General features: G+C 72.6%; 23 protein-coding genes. 7 read left to right on the top strand and 16 right to left on the bottom strand.

The window, feature by feature from the left end; genetic code table 11:
• Window positions 1-109 precede the first annotated feature (109 nt).
• Both SY2F82_RS15530 and SY2F82_RS15525 read right to left on the bottom strand, forming a co-directional pair.
• Entirely contained in the window at window positions 110-838 is a 729-nt protein-coding gene (locus SY2F82_RS15530; RefSeq protein WP_200419662.1) for a DUF4232 domain-containing protein, read from the bottom strand.
• Window positions 839-1,057: 219 nt separating this feature from the next.
• Window positions 1,058-2,440, bottom strand: a complete 1,383-nt coding sequence (locus tag SY2F82_RS15525) for a serine/threonine-protein kinase (RefSeq protein WP_200419661.1) — start codon at window positions 2,438-2,440, stop codon at window positions 1,058-1,060.
• 46 nt (window positions 2,441-2,486) lie between these two features.
• On the opposite strand from SY2F82_RS15525, the gene SY2F82_RS15520 reads away from it, so the two are divergent.
• A complete protein-coding gene (locus tag SY2F82_RS15520) occupies window positions 2,487-3,038 on the top strand; it encodes an RNA polymerase sigma factor (RefSeq protein WP_200419660.1) in 552 nt (183 codons plus the stop codon).
• Window positions 3,039-3,110: 72 nt separating this feature from the next.
• Here the strand turns inward: SY2F82_RS15520 and SY2F82_RS15515 are convergent, their stop codons facing one another.
• The 7 genes from SY2F82_RS15515 to SY2F82_RS15485 form a co-directional block, all read right to left on the bottom strand.
• Window positions 3,111-4,079 (bottom strand): aldo/keto reductase, encoded by a 969-nt coding sequence (locus tag SY2F82_RS15515; protein ID WP_200419659.1) that lies wholly within the window; start codon window positions 4,077-4,079, stop codon window positions 3,111-3,113.
• A gap of 155 nt (window positions 4,080-4,234) precedes the next feature.
• Window positions 4,235-5,149, bottom strand: a complete 915-nt coding sequence (locus SY2F82_RS15510; protein WP_200419658.1) for an SDR family oxidoreductase — start codon at window positions 5,147-5,149, stop codon at window positions 4,235-4,237.
• A gap of 104 nt (window positions 5,150-5,253) precedes the next feature.
• The gene (locus tag SY2F82_RS15505) at window positions 5,254-5,883 is read right to left on the bottom strand and encodes an MBL fold metallo-hydrolase (protein WP_200419657.1); all 630 of its coding nucleotides are present in this window, start codon (window positions 5,881-5,883) and stop codon (window positions 5,254-5,256) included.
• Window positions 5,883-6,971 (bottom strand): S-(hydroxymethyl)mycothiol dehydrogenase, encoded by a 1,089-nt coding sequence (locus SY2F82_RS15500; protein ID WP_200420020.1) that lies wholly within the window; start codon window positions 6,969-6,971, stop codon window positions 5,883-5,885. Before SY2F82_RS15500 ends, SY2F82_RS15505 begins: the two co-directional genes overlap by 1 nt.
• A gap of 201 nt (window positions 6,972-7,172) precedes the next feature.
• The gene (locus tag SY2F82_RS15495) at window positions 7,173-7,700 is read right to left on the bottom strand and encodes a MarR family winged helix-turn-helix transcriptional regulator (RefSeq protein WP_200419656.1); all 528 of its coding nucleotides are present in this window, start codon (window positions 7,698-7,700) and stop codon (window positions 7,173-7,175) included.
• Between the two features lie 17 nt (window positions 7,701-7,717).
• Entirely contained in the window at window positions 7,718-8,467 is a 750-nt protein-coding gene (locus SY2F82_RS15490; RefSeq protein WP_200419655.1) for a polysaccharide deacetylase family protein, read from the bottom strand.
• Window positions 8,464-9,873: a glycosyltransferase gene (locus SY2F82_RS15485; protein WP_200419654.1), complete on the bottom strand. Its 1,410-nt coding sequence runs from the start codon at window positions 9,871-9,873 to the stop codon at window positions 8,464-8,466. Before SY2F82_RS15485 ends, SY2F82_RS15490 begins: the two co-directional genes overlap by 4 nt.
• Before the next feature lie 145 nt (window positions 9,874-10,018).
• On the opposite strand from SY2F82_RS15485, the gene SY2F82_RS15480 reads away from it, so the two are divergent.
• Window positions 10,019-10,429 (top strand): BlaI/MecI/CopY family transcriptional regulator, encoded by a 411-nt coding sequence (locus tag SY2F82_RS15480; protein WP_200419653.1) that lies wholly within the window; start codon window positions 10,019-10,021, stop codon window positions 10,427-10,429.
• A 4-nt stretch (window positions 10,430-10,433) separates the two neighbouring features.
• Window positions 10,434-11,447: a M56 family metallopeptidase gene (locus SY2F82_RS15475; RefSeq protein ID WP_200419652.1), complete on the top strand. Its 1,014-nt coding sequence runs from the start codon at window positions 10,434-10,436 to the stop codon at window positions 11,445-11,447.
• Window positions 11,448-11,547: 100 nt separating this feature from the next.
• Here the strand turns inward: SY2F82_RS15475 and SY2F82_RS15470 are convergent, their stop codons facing one another.
• The 4 genes from SY2F82_RS15470 to SY2F82_RS15455 form a co-directional block, all read right to left on the bottom strand.
• Window positions 11,548-12,207 carry a TetR/AcrR family transcriptional regulator gene (locus SY2F82_RS15470; RefSeq protein ID WP_200419651.1) on the bottom strand — a complete coding sequence of 220 codons (660 nt, stop codon included), beginning with the start codon at window positions 12,205-12,207 and terminating at the stop codon, window positions 11,548-11,550.
• Window positions 12,201-13,415, bottom strand: a complete 1,215-nt coding sequence (locus SY2F82_RS15465) for a cytochrome P450 (RefSeq protein WP_200419650.1) — start codon at window positions 13,413-13,415, stop codon at window positions 12,201-12,203. The genes SY2F82_RS15470 and SY2F82_RS15465 overlap by 7 nt, the downstream gene beginning before the upstream one ends.
• Window positions 13,416-13,598: 183 nt before the next feature.
• Complete coding sequence (locus SY2F82_RS15460) at window positions 13,599-15,077, bottom strand: aldehyde dehydrogenase family protein (RefSeq protein ID WP_374707164.1); 1,479 nt, start codon at window positions 15,075-15,077, stop codon at window positions 13,599-13,601.
• A 101-nt stretch (window positions 15,078-15,178) separates the two neighbouring features.
• Entirely contained in the window at window positions 15,179-15,472 is a 294-nt protein-coding gene (locus SY2F82_RS15455) for a hypothetical protein (RefSeq protein ID WP_200419649.1), read from the bottom strand.
• Between the two features lie 183 nt (window positions 15,473-15,655).
• Here SY2F82_RS15455 and SY2F82_RS15450 point away from each other — a divergent pair, with 183 nt between their 5' ends.
• From SY2F82_RS15450 to SY2F82_RS15440, 3 genes are read left to right on the top strand one after another with little or no spacing between them, the layout of a single operon-like run.
• A complete protein-coding gene (locus tag SY2F82_RS15450) occupies window positions 15,656-16,021 on the top strand; it encodes a nuclear transport factor 2 family protein (RefSeq protein ID WP_200419648.1) in 366 nt (121 codons plus the stop codon).
• Complete coding sequence (locus SY2F82_RS39880; RefSeq protein ID WP_374707169.1) at window positions 15,919-16,293, top strand: hypothetical protein; 375 nt, start codon at window positions 15,919-15,921, stop codon at window positions 16,291-16,293. The genes SY2F82_RS15450 and SY2F82_RS39880 overlap by 103 nt, the downstream gene beginning before the upstream one ends.
• 40 nt (window positions 16,294-16,333) lie before the next feature.
• Window positions 16,334-16,702, top strand: a complete 369-nt coding sequence (locus SY2F82_RS15440; protein WP_200419647.1) for a nitrile hydratase accessory protein — start codon at window positions 16,334-16,336, stop codon at window positions 16,700-16,702.
• Here the strand turns inward: SY2F82_RS15440 and SY2F82_RS15435 are convergent.
• Window positions 16,677-16,922, bottom strand: a complete 246-nt coding sequence (locus SY2F82_RS15435) for a hypothetical protein (protein ID WP_200419646.1) — start codon at window positions 16,920-16,922, stop codon at window positions 16,677-16,679. The two genes, SY2F82_RS15440 and SY2F82_RS15435, sit on opposite strands and share 26 nt — an antisense overlap.
• Before the next feature lie 34 nt (window positions 16,923-16,956).
• Window positions 16,957-17,616, bottom strand: coding sequence for a TetR/AcrR family transcriptional regulator (locus tag SY2F82_RS15430; RefSeq protein WP_200419645.1), 660 nt, complete (start codon window positions 17,614-17,616; stop codon window positions 16,957-16,959).
• 154 nt (window positions 17,617-17,770) lie between these two features.
• Between SY2F82_RS15430 and SY2F82_RS15425 the strand changes: the two genes are divergently transcribed.
• Window positions 17,771-19,021, top strand: coding sequence for a YncE family protein (locus SY2F82_RS15425; RefSeq protein ID WP_200419644.1), 1,251 nt, complete (start codon window positions 17,771-17,773; stop codon window positions 19,019-19,021).
• Here SY2F82_RS15425 and SY2F82_RS15420 read toward each other — a convergent pair.
• Window positions 19,014-20,882: a cellulase family glycosylhydrolase gene (locus SY2F82_RS15420; protein WP_200419643.1), complete on the bottom strand. Its 1,869-nt coding sequence runs from the start codon at window positions 20,880-20,882 to the stop codon at window positions 19,014-19,016. The two genes, SY2F82_RS15425 and SY2F82_RS15420, sit on opposite strands and share 8 nt — an antisense overlap.
• Between the last annotated feature and the right edge of the window lie 59 nt (window positions 20,883-20,941).

The following is a 20,941-nucleotide window of genomic DNA, read 5'->3' as shown; positions in this document are numbered from 1 at the left end:
AAAAGATCGGGGCGCAGGGGAGGTGTTGCCGTCCTGTGACGACGGCAGCGGTTCCATGACGAACCCCGCTGCCTCGGAGCGGACAGCGGGGTGGGGGCGGCAGGGCGGGTCAGGCGCCGGTGCCGGGCTGGAAGACCGTCAGGAAGACCGATGAAGAGGTGCCCGACACGGGCACCGCGCCGCCCGACCACGGCACCTTCAGGGAAGCCTTCTCGTCGGGCGGGGTGATCAGGAGAGCCGCGGGTGTGGCCGTGCGGGCGCCGCTGACCTCCGGGTTGGAGAAGGTCAGTCCGGCCCAGGCGCTCCTGCCCGGCGCCAGCGTGACCTTCGTGGGGCTGCCCGAACTGCGCTTGGGGTCCGGGCCCAGTTGCTTGCCGGAGGCGTCCACGAAGGCAGCGCCCGGGTAGCCGTCGATGGTGCAGGTGCGCCCGGAGCGGTTGGTCAGGACCACGGGGAAGTTCTCCTGCCCGGCTCCCGGGTTGTTCGCCCCGACGGACGCGCGCAGTTCGGACGTGTGACACCGGCTGCCGCTCGTGGTGCCGCTCCCGGTGGCCGCCTCGGAGGCCTCGCTGTGGGCGCCGCCCGATGTGGCGGTCGCGGCGGAGGGCCCGCCCGTCCCGGTCGCGGTGCCCTCTCCGGCCGACTGGTCGCCGGAGGCGGGCCGGGCCGTGCCGGGCAGCTTCTGCGGAGCACCGGCGGTGCCGTGGTCGCTTCCGCAAGCGGTGAGCAGGGTGAGGGCGGCGACCGCGCCCAGCGCGGACACCACACGTCGCGCCGTCAGGAAGGGGGCCGTGCCGTCGAGGTCCGGGCCCGCTGTGCCGCGCCGGAAGGTCGCCATGTCCGTTACTCCTTGAAACTCGGGCCGCCCGCGCCGGGCGCGTGCGTTCTCGACAGTGCCGGGATGCTCCGTCCTTCTGTCCGATGCCCGCTCGGGCGGAAAAGTTCGCGGCGTGCGGCTGTGGGGCAATGCGTTCGGGGGATGTACGGCACGGCGCGTTTCCCGATGGGCGGGGCCGGGCGTTGCGCAGGGTGGCCGGCAGTCGTACCCCCTCGCTGGTCAGCCCGTGACACGCACCGAGTCGAGGATCCGGTCGGTCCGGTCGCCGCCGCCGTCCTGGCGCAGCTGGACGTAGACCTGGGGTCCGTCGGCACCCCCGGCCGGAGCGAGGGCGGCCTCCGTCACGGAGCCCTTGCCGCTGTCGCAGTCGTCCCAGGTGCGTATCCGGCCCTGCCAGAGCGTGCCGCGGTAGTCACGGCTGCCCCGGTAGTGGCAGCCGGTGTGGTCGAGTGCGCGCACCTTGGCGGAGAGGTCCCCGTGCTCGCTCAGCCCGATGAACGCCCCGTTCACGGAGGTGCTCAGGTTCTGCCAGCGTGAGAGGTCGTCGGCGACGGCGAGGGCGGGCTCCTGCCCGGCCGGCAGGCCCAGTTCCTCGGGGTTCCACCCGGCGTCGCGCAGCTGGCGGCCCCAGGCCGCGGGCACTGCGGCGTGCAGGCGCCCGGTGGAGTCCTGCACCGTCACGTTCGGCGCGGCGGGGTGCCGCAGCAGCAGGGTGGTGGCGGCTCCGGCGGCGCCCGCGACGGCCACCGCGGCCAGGGCGAGCACCGCGCCGCCGCGACGGCGGCGAGGTCGCCGTGGGGCCGGCGCGGACGACGCTCCGGCGAGCCGGTCGAGTTCGTCGGCGAAGGCCTCCGCGGTCGGCCAGCGCCGGTCACGCTCGGGCTCCATGGCCCGCATCAACGCCCGCTGAACCTCGGGCGGCAGGTCGGGACGGAGCCGGTCGGGGCGCTGGACCTTGCCGGGCGGGGCGGGGACCGTACCGGTGAGGAGGTGATAGCCGAGGGCGCCGAGGCTGTAGACGTCGGCGCGTGCGTCGATGCCGGAGCCGGGTTCGCTCTGTTCGGGTGGGGCGTATCCGGCGGAGCCCGCGGCCATGGTGAGCCAGGACGCCTGTGCCAGGCTCTTGGCCAGGCCGAGGTCCGCCAGCAGCAGCCGGGTGGAGCCGTCGGGCCCGGTCCGCAGCAGCACGTTGGACGGTTTGATGTCCCGGTGCACGATGCCGGCGTCGTGCAGGGCGGCCGCGGCGCGGGCGGTGAGCGCGGTCAGGCGCAGGGCCTCGGCGACGGGGAGCGGACCGGTCGCGATCCGGTCGGCGAGGGTGCCCGAGTCGGCGTACTCCATGACGAAGTACGGCCTGCCGTCGGGTAGTTCGCCGATGTCGTAGACCTGGACGACCCGGCTGGAGCCGGCCCGGCGCAGCAGGCGGGCCTCGGAGAGGAAGCGCTCCCGGATGTCCAGCCGGTCGGCCCAGTTCTCGCTGAGCACTTTGACCGCGACGGGCGCTTCGAGAACGTCGTCGTGGGCGAGCCAGACGACGCCGAAGGCGCCGCCGCCCAGGCGGCGTTCCAAGCGGTAGCGGTCGATCCGCTCCAGGGGCTGCATACGACTATCATGCCTGTTCGCAGATCGACTTCGAGGGGAGCTCCCTGTGGGGGATGCCGCCGACACCGAGGAGCTCGCCCGGCGTGCGGCCGCGGGTGACGGGGCGGCTCTGGACGCGCTGCTCCAGCGGATCCAGCCGGACGTGGTGCGGCGCTGCGGGCGGTTCCTGCCGTGCCGGGAGGACGCCGAGGAGGCGGCGCAGGACGTGCTGTTGCAGGTTGCCCGGCGGATCACCACGTTCCAGGGCCGCAGCCGCTTCAGCACCTGGCTGTACACGGTGGTCGCCAACTGCGCCCGGCAGAAGTACCGGGAGCTGAAGCGGCGGGCCGCCGAGCAGCCGGCGACCATCGACGCGGCACAGCACGTGGATCCGCGCACCACCAGCGTGATCGCCGGGTCCCGCGTGGACCTGCTGGAGGCCCTGGAGCGGCTGGAGCGTGAACACCCGCACCTGGTGGCGCCGCTGGTGTACCGGGACATCTGCCAGCTGGAGTACGCGGAGGTCGCCGAACGCGTCGGTGTCCCGCTGGGCACGCTGAAGTCCCGTCTGCACGAGGCGCGCCGACAGGTGAGGCCGTGGCTGGCCGGCTCCGCGTAGAGCCCGCCCGAGCCCGCCCGAGAACAGGGGCGGCACGCGCGCCGCGTACCGCCCCTTCCGTCCGGCCGGATGTCAGTGGCCGCTGATCGCGTGCGGCGTGTACGGCTCCTGGAGTGCCTGGATCTCCTTGTCGGTGAGCTCGACGTCGACCGCCGCGACGGCGTCGTCGATGTGCTGGGGCTTGGTGACGCCGACGATGGGTGCGGCGACGGTGTCCTGGTGCAGCAGCCAGGCGAGGGCGACCCGGGCGCGCGGGATGCCCCGTTCGGAGGCGACCGAGGCCACCACCTCGACGATCTCCCGGTCGCCCTCCTGGTAGAGCTTCTTGCCGAACTCGTCGGTGCGGCTGCGCTCGCTGGTCTCGTCCCAGTCACGGGCGAGGCGCCCGCGGGCCAGCGGGCTCCAGGGCAGGGTGCCGACGCCCTGGTCCGCGCACAGCGGCAGCATCTCGCGCTCCTCCTCTCGGTAGAGGAGGTTGTAGTGGTTCTGCATGGAGACGAAGCGTGTCCAGCCGTTCAGCCGGGCCGTGTACTGCGCCTTGGAGAACTGCCAGGCGTACATCGAACTGGCACCGATGTAGCGGGCCTTGCCCGCCTTGACCACGTCGTGCAGGGCCTCCATCGTCTCCTCCACGGGGGTCGTGGGGTCGAAGCGGTGGATCTGGTAGAGGTCGACGTAGTCGGTGCCGAGGCGGCGCAGGCTGTGGTCGATCTCCGTCATGATCGCCTTGCGGGACAGGCCGCCGCCGTTGGGTCCGGGCCGCATCCGGCCGTGCACCTTGGTCGCCAGGACGATCTCGTCGCGCCGGGCGTACTCGGCGAGCGCCCGGCCGACGATCTCCTCGCTGGTGCCGTCCGAGTAGACGTTCGCGGTGTCGAAGAAGGTGATGCCGGCCTCGAGTGCCCGGCGGATCAACGGCCGGGAGGCCTCCTCGTCGAGGGTCCAGGTGTGGGTGCCGCGGTCGGGCAGCCCGAAGCTCATACAGCCCAGACAGATCCGGGACAACTCGAGACCCGTCGAACCGAGCTTCACGTACTGCATGCGACTCCTGCTTTCGTCGGAGCGGGGCGGGGCCGGGCGCCGCGGAGCGATCGGAGCCGACCGTCGTCGCCTCCGGGGGGCGCCGTCGCCCAGGACGACGTGTTCCCTGCCCATCCTGGGCGCCGTTCAGCCCCGCCGCACGGTGGCTGCCGGGGTCAGCGGTACCCCGCCGCGTCCGCCGGCCTGCCCGCCTCCTGCACCTCGACGAGGTAGCGCCAGGCGTCGGGGCGGCTGCCGTCCCGGTCGGTGAAGCCGTAGACCCGGGCGAGCCGCCCGCTGGAGAGCGACGCGCCGTTCCAGCGGGAGACGTCCGGGTCGGCGGCCAGAGCGGCGACGGCGCGGCCGACGTAGTACGGGCTCTCGGAGATGCAGAAGTGGGGTTCGCGGGCGAGGGCGTCGCGCCAGTTGTCCTCCGTCACCCCGTACAGCTCGAGCATGAGCTCCGAGCGCAGCCAGCCGGGGGTCAGGGCGACCGCGGTGGCGCCGCGCGGCCCGAGTTCGTGGCCGAGGGCGAACGCCATGCGCAGCACGGCCGCCTTGGCGATGTCGTAGAAGAAGGAGACCCGGTAGGTGTCGCGGTTGTACTCGGCGGTTCCGTCGGTCATCTCCACGACCAGGCCGCCCGGGGTGCGCAGCAGCAGGGGCAGCGCATGGTGGCTGGTGATGGCGTGGGTGTCGAGGGCGAGCCGCAGCAGGTGCAGTCCCTTGTCGAGGTCGTGCTCCCATACGGGGGTGTCCCACTCGAACAGCTTCTCGGCGCCCCAGATGTCGTTCACGAGGACGTCGAGTCGCCCCTGTTCGCGCTCGATGCGCTCCACCAGGGCGCGCACCTGGGCGGGGACGAGGTGGTCGGTGGGTACGGCGATGCCGTGCCCACCGACCGCGGTCACCAGGTCGGCGGTGTCCTCGATGGTCTCGGGCCGGTCGTACTCGGAGCGCCGCCGGCGGGTGCTGCGCCCGGTGGCGTACACCGTGGCCCCGGCCGCGCCGAGTTCCACGGCGATGCCCCGCCCCGCGCCCCGCGTCGCCCCGGCGACGAGTGCGACCTTGCCCTGAAGGGGTCCCGGCATGTCCGACCTCCGCGTTCGTTGGACCGTTGCCTGTGGAGGGTCTCGCGGAAGCCGGACATCTTCTGTCGCCTTTTCTCGTGCGGGTGGTGCCGGGTGTCGCCGGCTCAGTGGCCGCGGGCGATCCACTCCTGGAGGTGGGGCGCCTCGTCGCCGATGGTCGTCGTCTCGCCGTGTCCCGTGCGGACCACGGTGTCGGGCGGGAGGGTCAGCAGCCGGTCACGGATCGAGTCGATGATCGTCGGGAAGTGGGAGTAGGAGCGTCCGGTCGCCCCGGGGCCGCCCTGGAAGAGGGTGTCGCCGGTGAAGACGGTGCCGAGGCCCGCGTCGTAGAGGCAGACCGCGCCGGGCGCGTGGCCGGGGGTGTGCAGGACGGTCAGGTCGATGCCGGCCGTCTCGATGACCTGGCCGTCGGCCAGCCAGTGGTCGGGGAGGCGGTGGGGGTGGGTCAGCTTCCACAGCGGCAGGTCGTCGGGGTGCAGCCAGATCTGCGCGCCGGTCCGTTCGGCCAGGGCGGGGGCGGCGTCGATGTGGTCGTTGTGGGCGTGGGTGCACACGATGGCGCGCAGCCGCCGGTCGCCGACGGCCTCGGCGATCGCGTCGGCGTCGTGGGCGGCGTCGATGACGACCGCCTCGTGGTCGTCACCCACGATCCACACGTTGTTGTCGACGTCCCAGGTGCCGCCGTCCAGGGAGAAGGTGCCCGAGGTGACGAGGCCGTCGATGCGGGCGGTCATCACAGCATCACCACCGAGCGCAGCACGTCGCCGTGGTGCATCCGCTCGAAGGCCTTCTCGATCTCGTCGAGGGCGATGGTCTCGGTCACGAACTTCTCCAGCGGCAGCCGTCCCTGCAGGTGCAGGTCGATCAGCATCGGGAAGTCCCGGGTGGGCAGGCAGTCGCCGTACCAGGAGGACTTCAGGGCGCCGCCGCGTCCGAAGACGTCGAGCAGCGGCAGTTCGAGCTTCATCTCGGGGGTGGGGACGCCGACGAGGACGACGGTGCCGGCCAGGTCGCGGGCGTAGAAGGCCTGCCGGTACGTCTCCGGACGGCCGACCGCCTCGATGACGACGTCGGCGCCGAACCCGCCGGTCAGCTCGCGGATGGCCTCGACGGGGTCGGTCTCCCTGGAGTTGACGGTGTGGGTCGCGCCCAGTTCCCTGGCGGTGCTGAGCTTACGGTCGTCGATGTCCACGGCGATGATCTTCGCGGCGCCCGCCAGGTACGATCCGGCGATCGCCGCGTCACCGACACCGCCGCAGCCGATGACCGCGACCGAGTCTCCCCGGCCGACGCCTCCGGTGTTGATGGCGGCGCCGATGCCGGCCATCACCCCGCAGCCGAGGAGGCCCGCCACGGCCGGGGAGACGGACGGGTCGACCTTGGTGCACTGTCCGGCCGCGACCAGCGTCTTGTCCGCGAAGGCGCCGATGCCGAGGGCCGGGGAGAGTTCCTGCCCGGTCGAGGCGAGGGTCATCTTCTGCTCGGCGTTGTGGGTGTCGAAGCAGTACCAGGGGCGGCCGCGCAGACAGGCGCGGCACTTCCCGCACACCGCCCGCCAGTTGAGGACGACGAAGTCGCCGGGGGCGACCTCGGTGACGCCGTCGCCGACCGACTCGACGATCCCGGCGGCCTCGTGGCCGAGCAGGAACGGGAAGTCGTCGCTGATGCCGCCCTGCTTGTAGTGCAGGTCGGTGTGGCACACCCCGCACGCCTGGACTTTCACCACCGCCTCACCCGGGCCCGGGTCCGGTACGACGATCGTCTCGACCCGCACCGGCTCGTCCTTGCCAGGGGCGATCACGCCGCGTACTTCCTGCGCCATGGTGCTGCTGCCTTCCGTCGGTGGTGCGGGCGTGGTGCGCGCCCGGTGCGGGCCACTGCGGCCCACACACATGATCCTTGCGCGGGGAGCACGTCTTCCGCACGTATTCCGCGCGGCGGAAGTCGGATCGACCGGGGGGTTGGCGGCGGAGCCACTCGCGGCCGAGTCGGCCGCACCCCGGTTCCTCCCCCGCCGCCGGGGTCAGGAGGACGAGGGGCGCGCGGCCTCGAGGATCTCCTGAAAGGCCTCGTCGTCGACGGCGGCGGCCAGGAAGTCGTCGACCATGCGGTGGAACAGCGTGGCCAACTGCCTCAGGTCGTCGGGCGACCAGGCGGCGAGGGCCGCCTGCATACCGCGGACGCCCACGGCGCGGATACGGTCGATGGCCTCCTGGCCCTGGGGCGTGAGCTCGATGCGCTGAGCGCGGCGGTCGTCGGGGTCGGGCACCCGCCTGACGTAGCCGGTCTTCTCCAGCTGCTGCACCTGCCGGGTCACATGGGAGGCCTCGACTCCGAGCCGGTTGGCCAGCTCCCCCGGGCGCAGTGGCTCGGAGTCGGCGATCTGCCGCAGCAGCGCGACGGCGGCGCGGTCGAGGGGCACACCGGCCAGGGCCATCGGACGGTCGTGCTGCCGGGCGCGCGTGCTCAGGTAGGTGATGCGGTTGAGCGCGCGCTCGATGTCGATCACTTCCGGGGAGGCGGGGAGGGAGGGGGGCTGCGAAGGGGACATACCCAGCCTATCGTTGCCTAACTCAAGTAACTTCCCGTGCCGAGCCGGCCGTGCTCCCGGAGCGGGCCGACGGTGAGCCCCCGCTGCTCGCAGGTGTCGAGGATGCGGGGCAGGGCACCGAGCGCCGAGCGCCACGCTCCCGGCGCCGAGGTGCAGTCGGAGTCGTGGAGCAGGATCGTACCGCCGCCGTCCAGGTCGGCCGTGACCGTCGCGTACACGGACTCGGGAGTGGCGCGGGCGGTCCAGTCCTCGCCCCAGCAGGTCCACAGCACCGGGGTCAGGCCGAGGCGGCGGGCGGCCAGATGGGCGGCGGTCGACATGACACCGTACGGCGGCCGGAAGAGCCGGGGCCGGCGTCCGGTGAGGTCCGTGACGAAGTCGCGGGCGCGGGCGAGGTCGTCGTGGGTGGCGCGTGGGCCACGCAGCAGCAGCGGGCGGTGCAGCCTGCCGTGGACGCCGATCTCGTGGCCCGCCGCGGCGATCTCGCGGACCAGGCCGGGTGCGCGCTCCGCCTGGCCGCCGAGCAGGAAGAAGGTGGCGTGCAGCCCGCGGTCGGCCAGCAGCCGCAGGAAGAGCGGGGTGGAGGCGGGGTCGGGTCCGTCGTCGAAGGTGAGGGCGACGTGGTCGGGGCGGCCCCGGCCCGCCAGGCGGGGCATGACGCGGTTGCGCAGCGGTCCGAAGGTCGAGACGACGGGCGCGGCGTGCAGGGCGGCGAGGGCGGGCACGGCGGCCAGAGCCGCGGTGCGGATCGGGTGCGCGGGGGTCACGCGTGGTGGCCTTCCGGTCGGGGGCCGTGGCCCGGGGGGAGGTCGTCGAGGTCCAGGCCGTGACCGATGGCGCGCATCAGCCCCGGGCCGTCGTACGTCGCCGCGATCCCGGTCCCGACGGCGCAGGCCCACACGGCACACGCCACGGCGGCGGTCGCGGCGAGCCGACGCGGCCGTCGGGTGACGGGGAGCGGGGTGACGGGGAGCGGTGTGAGGGCGCGCGGGGTGCGGTGCCGCACTCCGAAGCGGTGGACGCGTGCGATCTCGGCCGCGGGGCCTGCGTCGAGGGCCGTGGCGAACACGGCGAGGCCCGCCGCGCTCTGCCGACGCCCCAGCGGGCCGTCGATCAGGTCGCACAGCACGGCCTTGAGGTCGGCCGGGTCGCGGATCCAGACGGCGACGCCGGCCTCGTCCAGGGCGGCGGCGTTGGCCGGCCCGTGGCCCGGTATGCAGCGGTAGCTGGCGACGGGCAGGCCCGCGGCGAACGCCTCCAGCGAGGTGAGACCGCCGGCGTTCTGCACCAGGACGTCGGTGGCGTGCATCAGGCGGGGCATGTCGTCGACCCAGCCGTAGGCGTGCTCGATGCCGTCCGCACGGAGCTGCCGGGCCAGGGCCTCGTTGCGGCCGCAGACCACGACCGGGACGGCCGCGCCGCAGTCGCGCAGTTCCCGGGCCACCTGACGGACCGGGCCGACGCCCCAGGACCCGGCGACGAGCAGGGCCAGCGGGGCGTGCTCCGGGAGCCGGAAGCGCGCCCGGGCCCGGCTCCGCTCCCCCGTGCCGCAGGGGCGGAACCGCGGGTCGACCACCGGTCCGCACACGCGGACGTCCCGGGCCCCGGCGGCGCGCGCCTGGGCGGCGGGTACGGCGTGCGCGGCGAGGTGGACGTCGACGCCGTCCGCCACCCACAACGGATGCACCGAGAAGTCGGTCAGATACGTCAGCACCGGGACGCCCAGCCGGCCGTCGAGGCGGAGGTCGCCCAGGACCCGGCTGGCCCCCGGGTAGGTGGAGACGACCGCGCCGGTGCCCGGGGGCAGGGCTTGCAGCACCCGGTCCTGAGCGGCACGCAGCAGGGCCCGGGCCGCGGGGCCGCCGCCTCCGGCGCGCTCGGTGCTGGAGTAGATCCGCTGGTAGGCCCAGGGAGCCCGGACGAGCATCCGGTGGTAGCCCTCCTGCACGGCGCGGCCGAGCCCGGCGGGCAGCAGGTCCAGCAGGTCGAACCGGTCGACGAGGAGCCCGTGTGCCGTGAGGCGGCGGGCGAGTTCGGCGGCGGCACCGTCGTGACCGGCTCCGACGCTCGCGGAGACGATCGCGACCCGCCCCGAGGGCTCCGTCGCCGCTCGGGGGCGCGGGGTGGCGCCCGCGAGCGCGGGCCCGGGGGCGGTACGTCCGGGGTGGGGCATGGGCTTTCCTCCGCACATGAGGGGGAGCGGCGGAACTCTACAACATGTAGTAGTTCACGGTTCGAAGCCCGGAGCATACTTCCTACAACTAGTAGTAGCTCGCCCGGTAGTCTGTGGGCCGAGCGGAAAGGGGAGGTGAACCACGGTGCACGACCGGAGGAACCCGGAGTCCGGCGGGGCATCCGGCAGGCGGGCGCGTGGAGAACTGGAGAGCGGTGTGCTGGCGGCCCTCTGGGCGGCCGACGGTCCACTGACCGCACGTGAGGTCCGCGAGCGGCTGCCGGGCGACCTGGCGTACACGACCGTGCTGACGATCCTGTCCCGGCTGTACGACAAGGGCATGCTCGTACGGCACCGCGAGGGGCGCGGCTATGCGTACGCACCGGCCCGGGACGAGGCGTCCCACACCGCCGAACGGATGCACACGCTGCTGGAGGGCGGCGCCGACCGCGAGGCGGTGCTGACCCGGTTCGTCTCCGAACTGTCCGAGGAGGACGAGCAGTTGCTGCAGCGGCTGCTCGCCGGACACGACGGGCACCAGCCCGAGGGGCGCTGAGCCGGTGCTGATCAGCGTCTACGTCCCGTTCCTGGTCACCGCCGCGCTCACGGTGCTCGCACCCCGGCCGGCCCGCACCCTCGCGCCGCGCCCGGCCGCCTGGGCGCTGGCGTGCGCGGCGTTGGTGACGGCGGCGGGCTGGATGGGGTCGCTGGCCCTGCTGGCGTTCACCGGCCTCGCCCAGATCCCCGAGGTCGCCGCGGAGGGACGCTGGTCGGTGTCCGCGCTGCGCGCCGAGGACCCGGTGTCGCTGGCCGTCGCGGCGGTCAGCGCCCTCGCCCTGGCCGCGGGCGTCGTGTCGCTGGCCGTCGCCGCCGTGCGACAGGCCCGCCGGGTCGCGTGGGCCCGGCGGGAGTGCGCGCGGCTGCCCGGCGACACGGAACTTGCCGTGCTCGACGACGACATGCCGCAGGCCTTCGCACTGCCGGGCACGCCCGGACGGATCGTGGTGTCCCGGGGCATGCTGCGCTGCCTCGGCGACGGCGAACGGGAGGCCCTGCTGGCGCACGAGCGGGCCCACCTGCGCGGCAGGCACCATCTGTTCCAGACCGTGTGGCGGCTCACCGCGGCCGTCAATCCGCTGCTGCGCCCACTGGCCGACGCGGGCGGCTTCGTGCTCGAGCGGTGGGCCGACGAGGAGGCCGCGGCGCGGATCGGCAGCCGTACGGTCGTCGCCCGTGCGGTGGGACAGGCGGCCCTGGCGTCCGCCGACGCCTCGCGCCCGGCCGTACTCTCCGCGACCGGGGGCGCGGTACCCCAGCGCGTACGGGCGTTGCTCGCGCCGCCTCCCCCACGACGGACCCTGCCGTTCGTCGCGGGCGCCCTGTTGCTGACGGTGTGCTGCGCGAGCCTGGCCAACGCCGCGTCGGACAGCCACAGGATGGTCGAGACGGCCCAGCGGGCGGAGTGCCTGGCACAGGCCGGAGCGGCTGACGCCCCGCGGGACGACCGGCCGTCGCACGGCCCCCGCATCTGCTGCGAGCACCACCACCACGGGGAGCGCGAGGGGCACGGCTGACACGCTGCGACGGCGGCCGGCGGCCGGGCCGGAGTCGCTCATGGCGAAACCCAGGCGTACTGGGAGGCGGCGACCGGAGTCGTCACCCGTCGCGGGTCAGTCACCCGTCCCGGGTCGCGGGAGCCAGCCAGAGGCCGACGATCGCGTCGGTCAGGCCGGTGGCGGCGTCGTGCCAGGTGGCTCGCGAGGTGGGCATGCCGTCGGCGAGGGCGCGTTCCCGTTCCGCGGGCATGTGCAGGATCAACTCGCGGGTCATGTCACCGCGTTCGGCCCTGATCTCCGGGGGGAGGTCGGGAAGGCAGCGGTCCAGGCCGTCGAGCACCTCGCGCAGCGACGGGGAGGTCAGGGACTCCTCGATCACGATGGCGCGCATGGCCGGGTCGGTCATCACCTGGGCGCAGAACCGCGCGAACCAGGTGGGGCCGCCCAGCGCCGCCAGGTGCTCGGCCATGGGGCGCACCAGGCAGGACGCCCAGTCCCGTACGTCCGTGGAGCCGCGCGTGTCGTCCAGCAGGCGCAGGCGGATCTCCTCGATGCGGTCGGCGTGCCGCCGTACGATCGCGCGCACCAGGTCGGCCTTGGTGCCGAAGTGGTAGCCGACCGCCGCGTTGTTGCCCTGGCCGGCGGCCTCGCTGACCTGACGGTTGGACACGGCGTGGACCCCGCGCTCCGCGAACAGCCGCTCCGCCACGCTCAGGATCAGCGTCCGGGTGGCACTCGCCTGCTCCGCCCGTACCGCCCTGCCGGCCGTGATCACCACCGTACGGGGACTTCGCTCAACCCTCCGACGACCAGTCCCTCGAGCCGCCGCAGGTCCTCGGCCGCAACGGCGAGGTCCAGGCTGGGAAGCCTACGCAACAGCACGTCGAGGACGGTCTGCAGTTCGGTACGGGCCAGGGCCTGACCCAGGCAGGAGTGCGCGCCGACGCCGAAGGCCAGATGCGGGTTGGGGCTTCGGTCGAGTGCCATCTCATCGGCGTCCGCGAAGGCGGTCTCGTCCCGGTTGGCGGCGGCCATGCTGCACATCACGGTCGTGCCGCGCGGCAGGACGGTGCCGCCGACCTCGACCTCCTCTCCGATGTAGCGCGGCATCCCGATCCCGGCGTTGGCGTCGAACCGCAGCGCCTCCTCCACCGCCAAGCGCACCAGCGAGCGGTCCGCCAGCAGCCGCTCCCAGCGGCTCCGGTCGGACAGCAGCATGGCCACCATCTTCCCGATCATGTTGGCGGTGGTCTCGTGCCCGGCGACCAGCAGGCCCCTGCCCGTGGCGACCAGTTCCCCGTCGGACATCCGGTAGCCGTCGGGTCCGGTGGCGACGATCAGTTCGCCGAGCAGGTCGTCCCCGGGCGCGGCCCGCTCGGCGGCGAGGTGCTCGGTCATGTAGGCGTTGAACTCGGCCTCCGCCTCGTCGACCTCCTCCTGGGTGTAGCGGGTGAGGTTGAGCAGGGCATCGGACCAGTACGAGAACCGGTCCCGGTCCGAGTCGGGGACGCCGAGCAGGTCGCAGATCACCCACACGGGCAGCGGGAAGGCGAGGCTCGCCTTGAGGTCCGCGGGCCGGCCGCCCTCGACCATGGCGTCGACGAGCCGGTCGGCCATCGCCTCGATGCCCGGCCGCAGCGCGGCCATCCGCTTGGCGGTGAACCACTTGGTCACCATCCGGCGCCAGCGCCGGTGCGCCTCGCCGCTCTGCGGGATCGCCAGGGCCATCTCGTTGCTGAACACTCCGCCCGACTCGGTGGCCGTGATGCGGGCCGCGTCGTCGGCGTCCAGCCGGCGGGTGAACCGCTCGTCGGACAGGACCTGTTTGACGTCCTCGTAGCGCGTCAGCAGCGATGCCTCGTCGCCGCTGGGCAGCCTCACCCGGGCGACGGGGCACTCACGCCGCAGTGCGGCCCATTCGGCGGGCGGCTCCAGTGCGCCGGCGCTCGACAAGGGGTAGCTCAGCGGCTGCTGGGGAACGGTCACGGCTTCTCCTCCGATCCGGCGGCCCCCACGCCGTCAGGCAATCCCAGCCACCGGGGCCAGTCAAGCGACTGCCTTAAAAGCTGCGGAGATCAAGGCCGGGATTCAGCCGTTCGTCGAAGGACAGGGGGCCCGCCCCGGCGTGCATGGCGGGCCGGGGCGGGCGAGAAGCGGAGGTGAGCGAGGTCAGAAGGGGTAGTGGGCGTGCTGCGTGGCGATGGTGACCCAGCGGGTGTTGGAGAACGCCTCGATGCCCCAGCGTCCGCCGAAGCGGCCGTAACCGGAGGCTTTCACTCCGCCGAAGGGCGCGTGCGGTTCGTCGGCCACCGACTGGTCGTTGATGTGCACGATGCCGGTGCGCACCCGGCGTGCGACGGCCAGCCCGTGGGTGGCGTTCTCGGTGATGATGCCGCAGGTCAGCCCGTTCTCGGTGTCGTTGGCGAGGTCGGCCGCGATGTCGTCGTCGGCGAATGTCTGCAGCACGCACACCGGGCCGAACGACTCGGCGTGGTACAGCTCCGCATCCTTCCCCACACCGGTGAGGACGGTCGCCGGGTGCACCGCACCCTCGGGCTCCCCTCCGACGAGGACCTCGGCCCCCTTGGCCACCGCGTCCCGCACCAGGCCGGCCACCCGCTGCGCGGCCGTCGGGCTGACCAGCGGCCCGACCACGGTCTGCGGATGCGCCGGATCACCTGCCCGCAGCGAGGCCGCCTTGGCGGTGAACTTCTCCGTGAACTCCTCGGCGAGGGACTCGTGGACGAGGATCCGGTCCCCGGACATGCAGATCTGCCCGGCGTTCATGAACACGCTGAAGGTGACCGCGTCGACGGCGTAGTCCACGTCGGCGTCGTCCAGCACGATGACCGCGTTCTTGCCGCCCAGTTCGAGGACGGCGGGCTTGAGGTGGCGCGCGGCCAGTTCACCGATGATCCGGCCCACGCCCGTCGAGCCGGTGAAGTTGACCGCCCGCACCCGCTCGTCGCCGATCAGCGCCTCGGCGATCTCGGCCGCGTCCTCGCGGTCGTTGGTGACCACGTTCAGAACGCCGTCCGGCAGCCCGGCCTCGCGCAGCACGTCCGCGACCAGCAGCCCACAGGCGATCGGCGCGTCCTCGCTGGGCTTGACGACCACCGTGTTGCCCGCGGCGAGCGGCGCCGCCACGGCCCGTACGCCGAGGATGACCGGCGCGTTCCACGGGGCGAACGCGGCCACCACGCCCAGCGGTTCACGCACCGCGAGTCCGAGCGCGCCCACCTCCTGGGCGCTGAGGACCTCACCGCGCGGGGCGGTGATCGCGGCTGCCGCCTCGCGCAGGATGTTCGCGGCGAGGGCCACGTTGAAGTGGGCCCAGGGCCGGGTGCCGCCCGCCTCGTGCGCCATGATCTCGGCCACCTGTTCGCCACGGGCGTCCAGCAGGTCGGCCGCCTTGAGGAAGATCGCGCGACGGGCGAAGGGTGCCAGGGCCGCCCAGGCGGGGAAGGCCGCGTCCGCCGCGTCCACCGCGCGTCGGACGTCCTCCGGGCCGGCGGCCGCCACCGTGGCGTAGACATCACCGGTGTAGGGGTTGACGTCGGCCGTGGTGCGGCCGGACGCGGCGGGCACGTCCTTGCCGCCGATCAACAGTTCGCGGGAGACGGGCACGACGGTTTCCCCTGTTCGCATAGTGAAAGCCTATTCACTGATCACCGCGATGCTCCGGCGGACCCGGGGGAATGTCAAGGCCCCCGGCCGTCGACGACCGGGGGCCTTGCGCCGTCGCCGCGCTACCGGACGGCCGGGAGCAGCCCCGTGACGGGTGCGGCCAGATCGGTGGCCTGGTGGAGCTGGTTGAGGTCGTGCAGATGGTTCAGGCCCGACAGTTGGCCGGACAGCCGGGGGATCTCGTTCCGGTGCTCCGCGGGGACCCCGCTGCGGGCCAGTGAGTCGAGCACGGTGACCGGGTTGAGCCTGCCGGCGTCCGGGGTGCCTGCGGTCGCCGCGGTGGCCGGCGGCGCGCCGAGACCGGCTGCGCCCACGGCGAGACCGACCGCTGCGACGATGCGTCGTGTTGAGAACATGCCTTCAGCAACGGCACCCCGCGGCTCGCGGTCACGGGCCCCCGGCGCCGCTCACCCGAGAGGTGCACCGGCCCCGGCGCGTTTGCCGGTGCCGCGCGCCGGGGGGAGGCTCGAAGCAGAGGCCCTCAAGCGGCCCGCCGCTCGCCGGGCCACGGCCTTCCAAGGAGGTCGAAGGAGGTCACCATGGGCACCGCGGCAGGCGCCGGCTTCGACACGGAGGCTCTGCGCCGGGGCATCGAAGGAGAAGACACGGCGGCTCTGCTGTCGCTGTACGCGGACGACGCGGAGATACGCGTCGTCGACCGCAACACCCAGCCCAGCCACCCCAAGGTCCTGCACGGCCGGGACCAGATCAGCGAGATGCTCAGCGACGTCTACAGCCGCGACATGACCCACCACCTGGACCAGTGCGTCGTCCAGGGCGACCATGTCGCGTTCACCGAGTCCTGCGAGTACCCGGACGGCGTGCGGGTGCTGGCCAGTTCGATGGCGTCGCTGCGGAACGGCAGGATCACCGAGCAGGTTCTCGTCCAGGCCTGGGACGAGTAGGCGGATCACGGCCACCTGCGGCCGCGCGGCGGTGGAGCTGCGACGATGGCCCGCTGGACCACCCGGACGCCTTCCGGCACGCGCACGAGCGCCTGGACCGAGCCGCCTACCTGGACGAGGGCTACTTCGGACGCCGGCTCAACGGCGCGGAGCTGATGCTCACCGAGAGCGCCACCCTGGCCGCGGGCGCGATCGACGCCCGCGCCCGCAACCTGCGCGGCGAACACGTGGAGGAGCCAACCTGTCCGAGGAGGAGCTCGTACCCCTGGTGACGCGGGACGCGATGGTCGGGGTGGCCAAGGTGACGGCACCATGAGCGCGCCGCTGGACATCGAGGGGCCGGCCGCACCGCCGCGCTCCAACGGGGAGTTGGTGTTCGCCGAGCCGTGGGAGAGCCGCGCCTTCGGCATGGCCGTCAGCTTGTACGAGGCGGGCACTGTCACCTGGCCGGAATTCCAAGCCGCGCTGATCGCCCGCATCAGAGCATGGGAGACCACCTCGGCGCCGAAGGAGTCCTACAACTACTACCGCCTCTGGCTGGCCGCCCTGGAGGACGTGCTCGTCCGCCGGTGCGCGGTGTCCGCGGACGAAGTCACCGCACGGACCCGAGCCCTGGCGCACCGCCCCTCAGGACACGACCACCGGGACGATCCTGTCACCGGCCGGGCAGACGTTCCGTGATCTCCTGCAGCAGCCGGCCGTTGCCGCCGTTGCCGTCCGGGTCGCTGACAGCGGCGCAGGAAGCATGGGGCGTGCGGTCGGGGTGCGGGCCGGCGATCCGCTCCTGGTCCGCCTGGACGAGCGACGAGATCACCGCATCCAGGCGCTGTACAGCGCGGCCCATCCGGCCGGTGACCGCGCCGATCGGCCACAGCCCCTTCGCGTCGGCGGGGACGCGCACCGGAGTCCGGCGGGTTCTCGAGGGAGCGGTGGGTTCAGGCGTCCGGCGGCCAGTCCGGCGGGCGCAGGATGGCCAGGAGTTGGCGGACCAGTTCGTCCACGATCTCGTCCAGGGTGGCGTCCACCCAGCCGGCTCGCCAGTCGTGGAGCAGACCGTTGACGCTGCCGATGAACGCGGTGGCCGCGAGCCGGTAGTCGCGCGGTGCCGCCTCACCGCGCGCGGCCGCCCGGGCGGCCTCCGCACGGATGAAGTCCACCCAACGGGAGCGGCGTTCGAGCCGCTGCTCCTCGAGGCGGGGGCTGACGCCGATGATCTCGACGAAGGCGATACGGATCCGGCGCGGGTCGGAGGTGACGTTGGCCGCGTAGGCCCTGAACACCGCGGCGGCGCGCTCGGCGAGCGGCAGGTCGCCGGCCTCGGCGAGGGCGGCGGTCGCGGCCTGTTCCGCCCAGTCGTTGACCTGGAGGTGCAGCGCGGCCAGCACGTCCTCCAAGGTGTGGAACTCCTCGTAGAACTGCCGTGTCGACAGCCCCGCCGCCTCGCTCAGCGCGGCCACCGTGGTGGACCGGTAGCCGGGGCCGGCGCCGAACAGCTGGAGGCCCGCCTCCAGGAACCGCCGGCGTCGCTCGGCCTGCCGCTCCTCGGCCGTCCTGCCGCCGTACCGGCCCGTCGGCTGCTTGAGCCTGCCCGCCACCCGCTCCCCCTCACCGTTCGATGATCCGTTCGCCTGTCGCTCAATTTTGTCGTGCGCGGAGTCTTGTGAAGAGGGTCGCCCCTTCCTTACTTTCCAGTAAGTCACTTTGAACCCAAGCGTGTTCAGACTTCCGCCCCAAGACAGGGACCCCACCATGCCTGTTCTCAGATCCCGGCACCTCTTCTCCTTGGCCGCCGCTCTCGCCCTGACCACGGGCGGCACCGCGACGGCCGCCGCCGCGCAGGACTCCTCCGCCGCGCTGCGCGAGGTGATGTTCGTGGGCAACAACTGGGACGGCACCGCCGATGTCATCAAGTCCAGCGGCGACTTCGCGAGGATCGGCCGCATCAACGTGATCCCCGACAAGGAGGCGCGCCTGAAGGAGATCAACGCCGATCCCATCAAGTGGATCTACTTCATGGCCATCCGCAACAGCGTCGGCGAGGGCCACGACCAGTTCGTGGACGACATGTACTCCACGCCCGACGGCAGGTCGATGGTCGTCTCCCGGCCGAGCTTCGCGGACGTCGTCTCCATCGACCTCGCCACCGGGAAGATCAACTGGCGGTTCCCCGTGGCGGGTTACCGAGCCGACCACATGGCGGTCTCCCCCGACGGCACACGGGTCGCCGTCTCCGCCTCCACCGCCAACAAGGTGCAGGTGCTCGACATCGACACCGGTAAGGAGCTGGGCGAGTTCACCACCGGTGACAAGCCGCACGAGAACATCTTCACCAAGGACGGCAAGTACATCTGGAACATGGCGATCGGCGACGTCAACACCTCGCTCGACGACCCGTCCCTGGACTGGACGAAGGGCGACCGACACATCACGGTCGTGGACGCCACCACCTTCAAACAGGTGAAGATCATCGACATGCGCGACCGGCTGGACGCGATCGGGCTCAAGAACTTCTCCGACGCGGTCCGGCCCGCCGTCTTCACCCCCGACGAGTCGAAGCTCTACTTCCAGGTGTCGTTCTTCAACGGCTTCCTGGAGTACGACGTCGCCACCGACAGGATCACCCGGGTGAGGACCCTGCCGAAGAACCCGGCGACCAGCGAGGACCGTACGACCTGGGTCAACGACTCCCGCCACCACGGCATTTCGATGAACCCGGCGGGCACCAAGCTGTGCGTCGCGGGCACGATGGACGACTACGCGACCGTGGTGGACCGCGCCACCCTCCAGGAGGGCCCGCTCGTCACCGCCTCCAAGCCCTACTGGGCCACGGTGAGCGGTGACGGCAAGGACTGCATCATCTCGGAGAGCGGCGCCGACCAGGTCACCGCGATCGACTTCGCGACGGGCCAGAAGGTGGTCTCCGTCCCGGTCGGAGACCACCCGCAGCGGGTGCGCCTCGCGCACGTCCCCGCCGACTGGACCGGCCCGTCCGCTAGCTGAACTCCTTCGCCGCCCACGCCGCGAGCTCCGTCCGCGCCGCGCTCAACAGGGACGCGGACGGAGCCGTGGCCCCGTTCGTGACCAGCGCGTAGTGCACGGCACCCGTGTCGGAGGCGGTCAGCAGGAGCCGTTTGCTGCCCGTGCCGCCCGCCTCGTTCGCCACGGCGACCGGGGTCGACCTGGTGTAGGCGGGCAGCCCCGCGGTGGCGCCGAGGTCGGACACCACGGTGGTGGACGCGGCCGGGAAGGAGGCCGGCAGGTGCAGTTCCGTGGGCGCCGCCGATCCGTTCGAGCGCCACACCAGCAGGCCGTACTGCCCCGAGCCCACCAGCCGCGCCACGTTCGGCAGCGAGCTCGGCACCGGGTTCCAGGTCAGGGTCGTCGAGCCGTCCCGGGAGCGGTCCTCGTAGGTGAAGGCCACCGTCGTACCGGCGGTCGCGCTCGGGTAGAGCCGGTCCAGCAACCGGGCGTCCTGGCGCAGCACCGGGGTGCCCGAGCCGTCGAGGGCGACGGCGGAGAGGTCCTCGTCGTTCCAGGCGTCACCGGAGGTGAGGACCTTGTCGGGGTTGCCGTTCATCAGCTCGTGGTGGCGGCCGTTGTAGAGGTCCCACTGCCACTGCGTGCCGGAGAGCACCGGGCCGGAGTCCGCCGGGTCCGACCACCACCTCGCGCCCTTCACACGGGAGTCGAGCGCCTGGTACATCGCCTTCAGCACGGTCGGCGCCTTGTCGGCGACCGAGCCGGACAGCAGGTGGCCGAACTCGCTGACGATCGCGGACGTGCCCAGGGCGCCGGCCCGGTCGCGCACCGTGCCGAAGTCCGTCGCGTACTGCCCGTCGCCCGCCTTGCCCCACATGAGGATGCCGGAGATGGCCTTCTGGTCGTAGAAGTGGGTGTTGAAGACGTACCGGGGGCCGATCGTGCCGGCGTCGAGGAGTCCGCCCTCCTGCTTCTGGCCGGCTATGTTGGCGTTCCAGAAGAGGTTGGGCTCCACGAGGGCGGGCTTGTCCCGCCAGCCTGCCGCGTCCATTCGCGCGCGGAACCTCGCGTAGAACGGCCAGAGCACGTCCCGTTCCCAGGTGCGGCTGCTCTGCCCGCCGTCGTAGGTGCCCGCATAGGGCTCGTTGAAGGGGTCGAACCCGACGACTCGCACGAACTCGTCCTCGGCCAGGTGCTGCTGGATGTACGTCATCGTCTTCTGCGCGGTGGCGAGGAAGGCGTCCTGCACCCCGTTCGCGTTGTGCCAGAAGTCGTACGACGCCTTCGTCACCGCCTGGTTCTGGGTGATGTTCTGACCCCAGAACAGGCAGATCCCGCAGGACTCGGCGGGGTAGTTCCCGGCATCCACCGCCCACTTGGGCGCGCCGTCGCCGGTGTACCAACTGCCCTGGTTGAAGAGGTGACGGGAGTAGAGGTCCTGATGAAAATCGGGGTAGACACGGATACCGGCGTCGAGGAACGCGCGCATCTGGTCGGTGACGGCGGCCAGGTAGGCCGTGTCGACCTGGCCGCGCACCGGCTCGGCGTGGGCCCAGGAGAGCAGGAAGCGGACCGTGTTGCCGCCGCCGAGGGTGCGCAGGGCGGTCGCCGACTTCCGGGCGTCGACGACGGAGGCGAACGGCAGTCCGCTGTTCTCCTCCAGCTTGGTCTCGCCGGAGACGTTGTAGCCGCGCAGCACGACCTCGCGGCCGAGGCCGTCGGTGAGGCGGCCGCCCTGGACGGTGAGGGTGGCGGACGCCTGGGCGTCGAACCAGAGGGAGTCGGGAAGGGAGTCGGCGGCCGCGGGCCGTGCGCCCGGGGCCGCCAGGAGGCCGGTGAGAGCCACGAGAACGCCGCACAGACGCACACGTAACTTTGCCATGTACATTACACTCAGGGCGATTTACCGCCTATGTCAACACCCGTGCGCCCTCCGGTGCG

The organism is Streptomyces sp. Y2F8-2, from assembly GCF_014905555.1.
GTDB classification, from domain to species: Bacteria; Actinomycetota; Actinomycetes; order Streptomycetales; family Streptomycetaceae; genus Streptomyces; species Streptomyces cynarae.
This window is presented reverse-complemented; position numbering and strand designations above follow the sequence as displayed.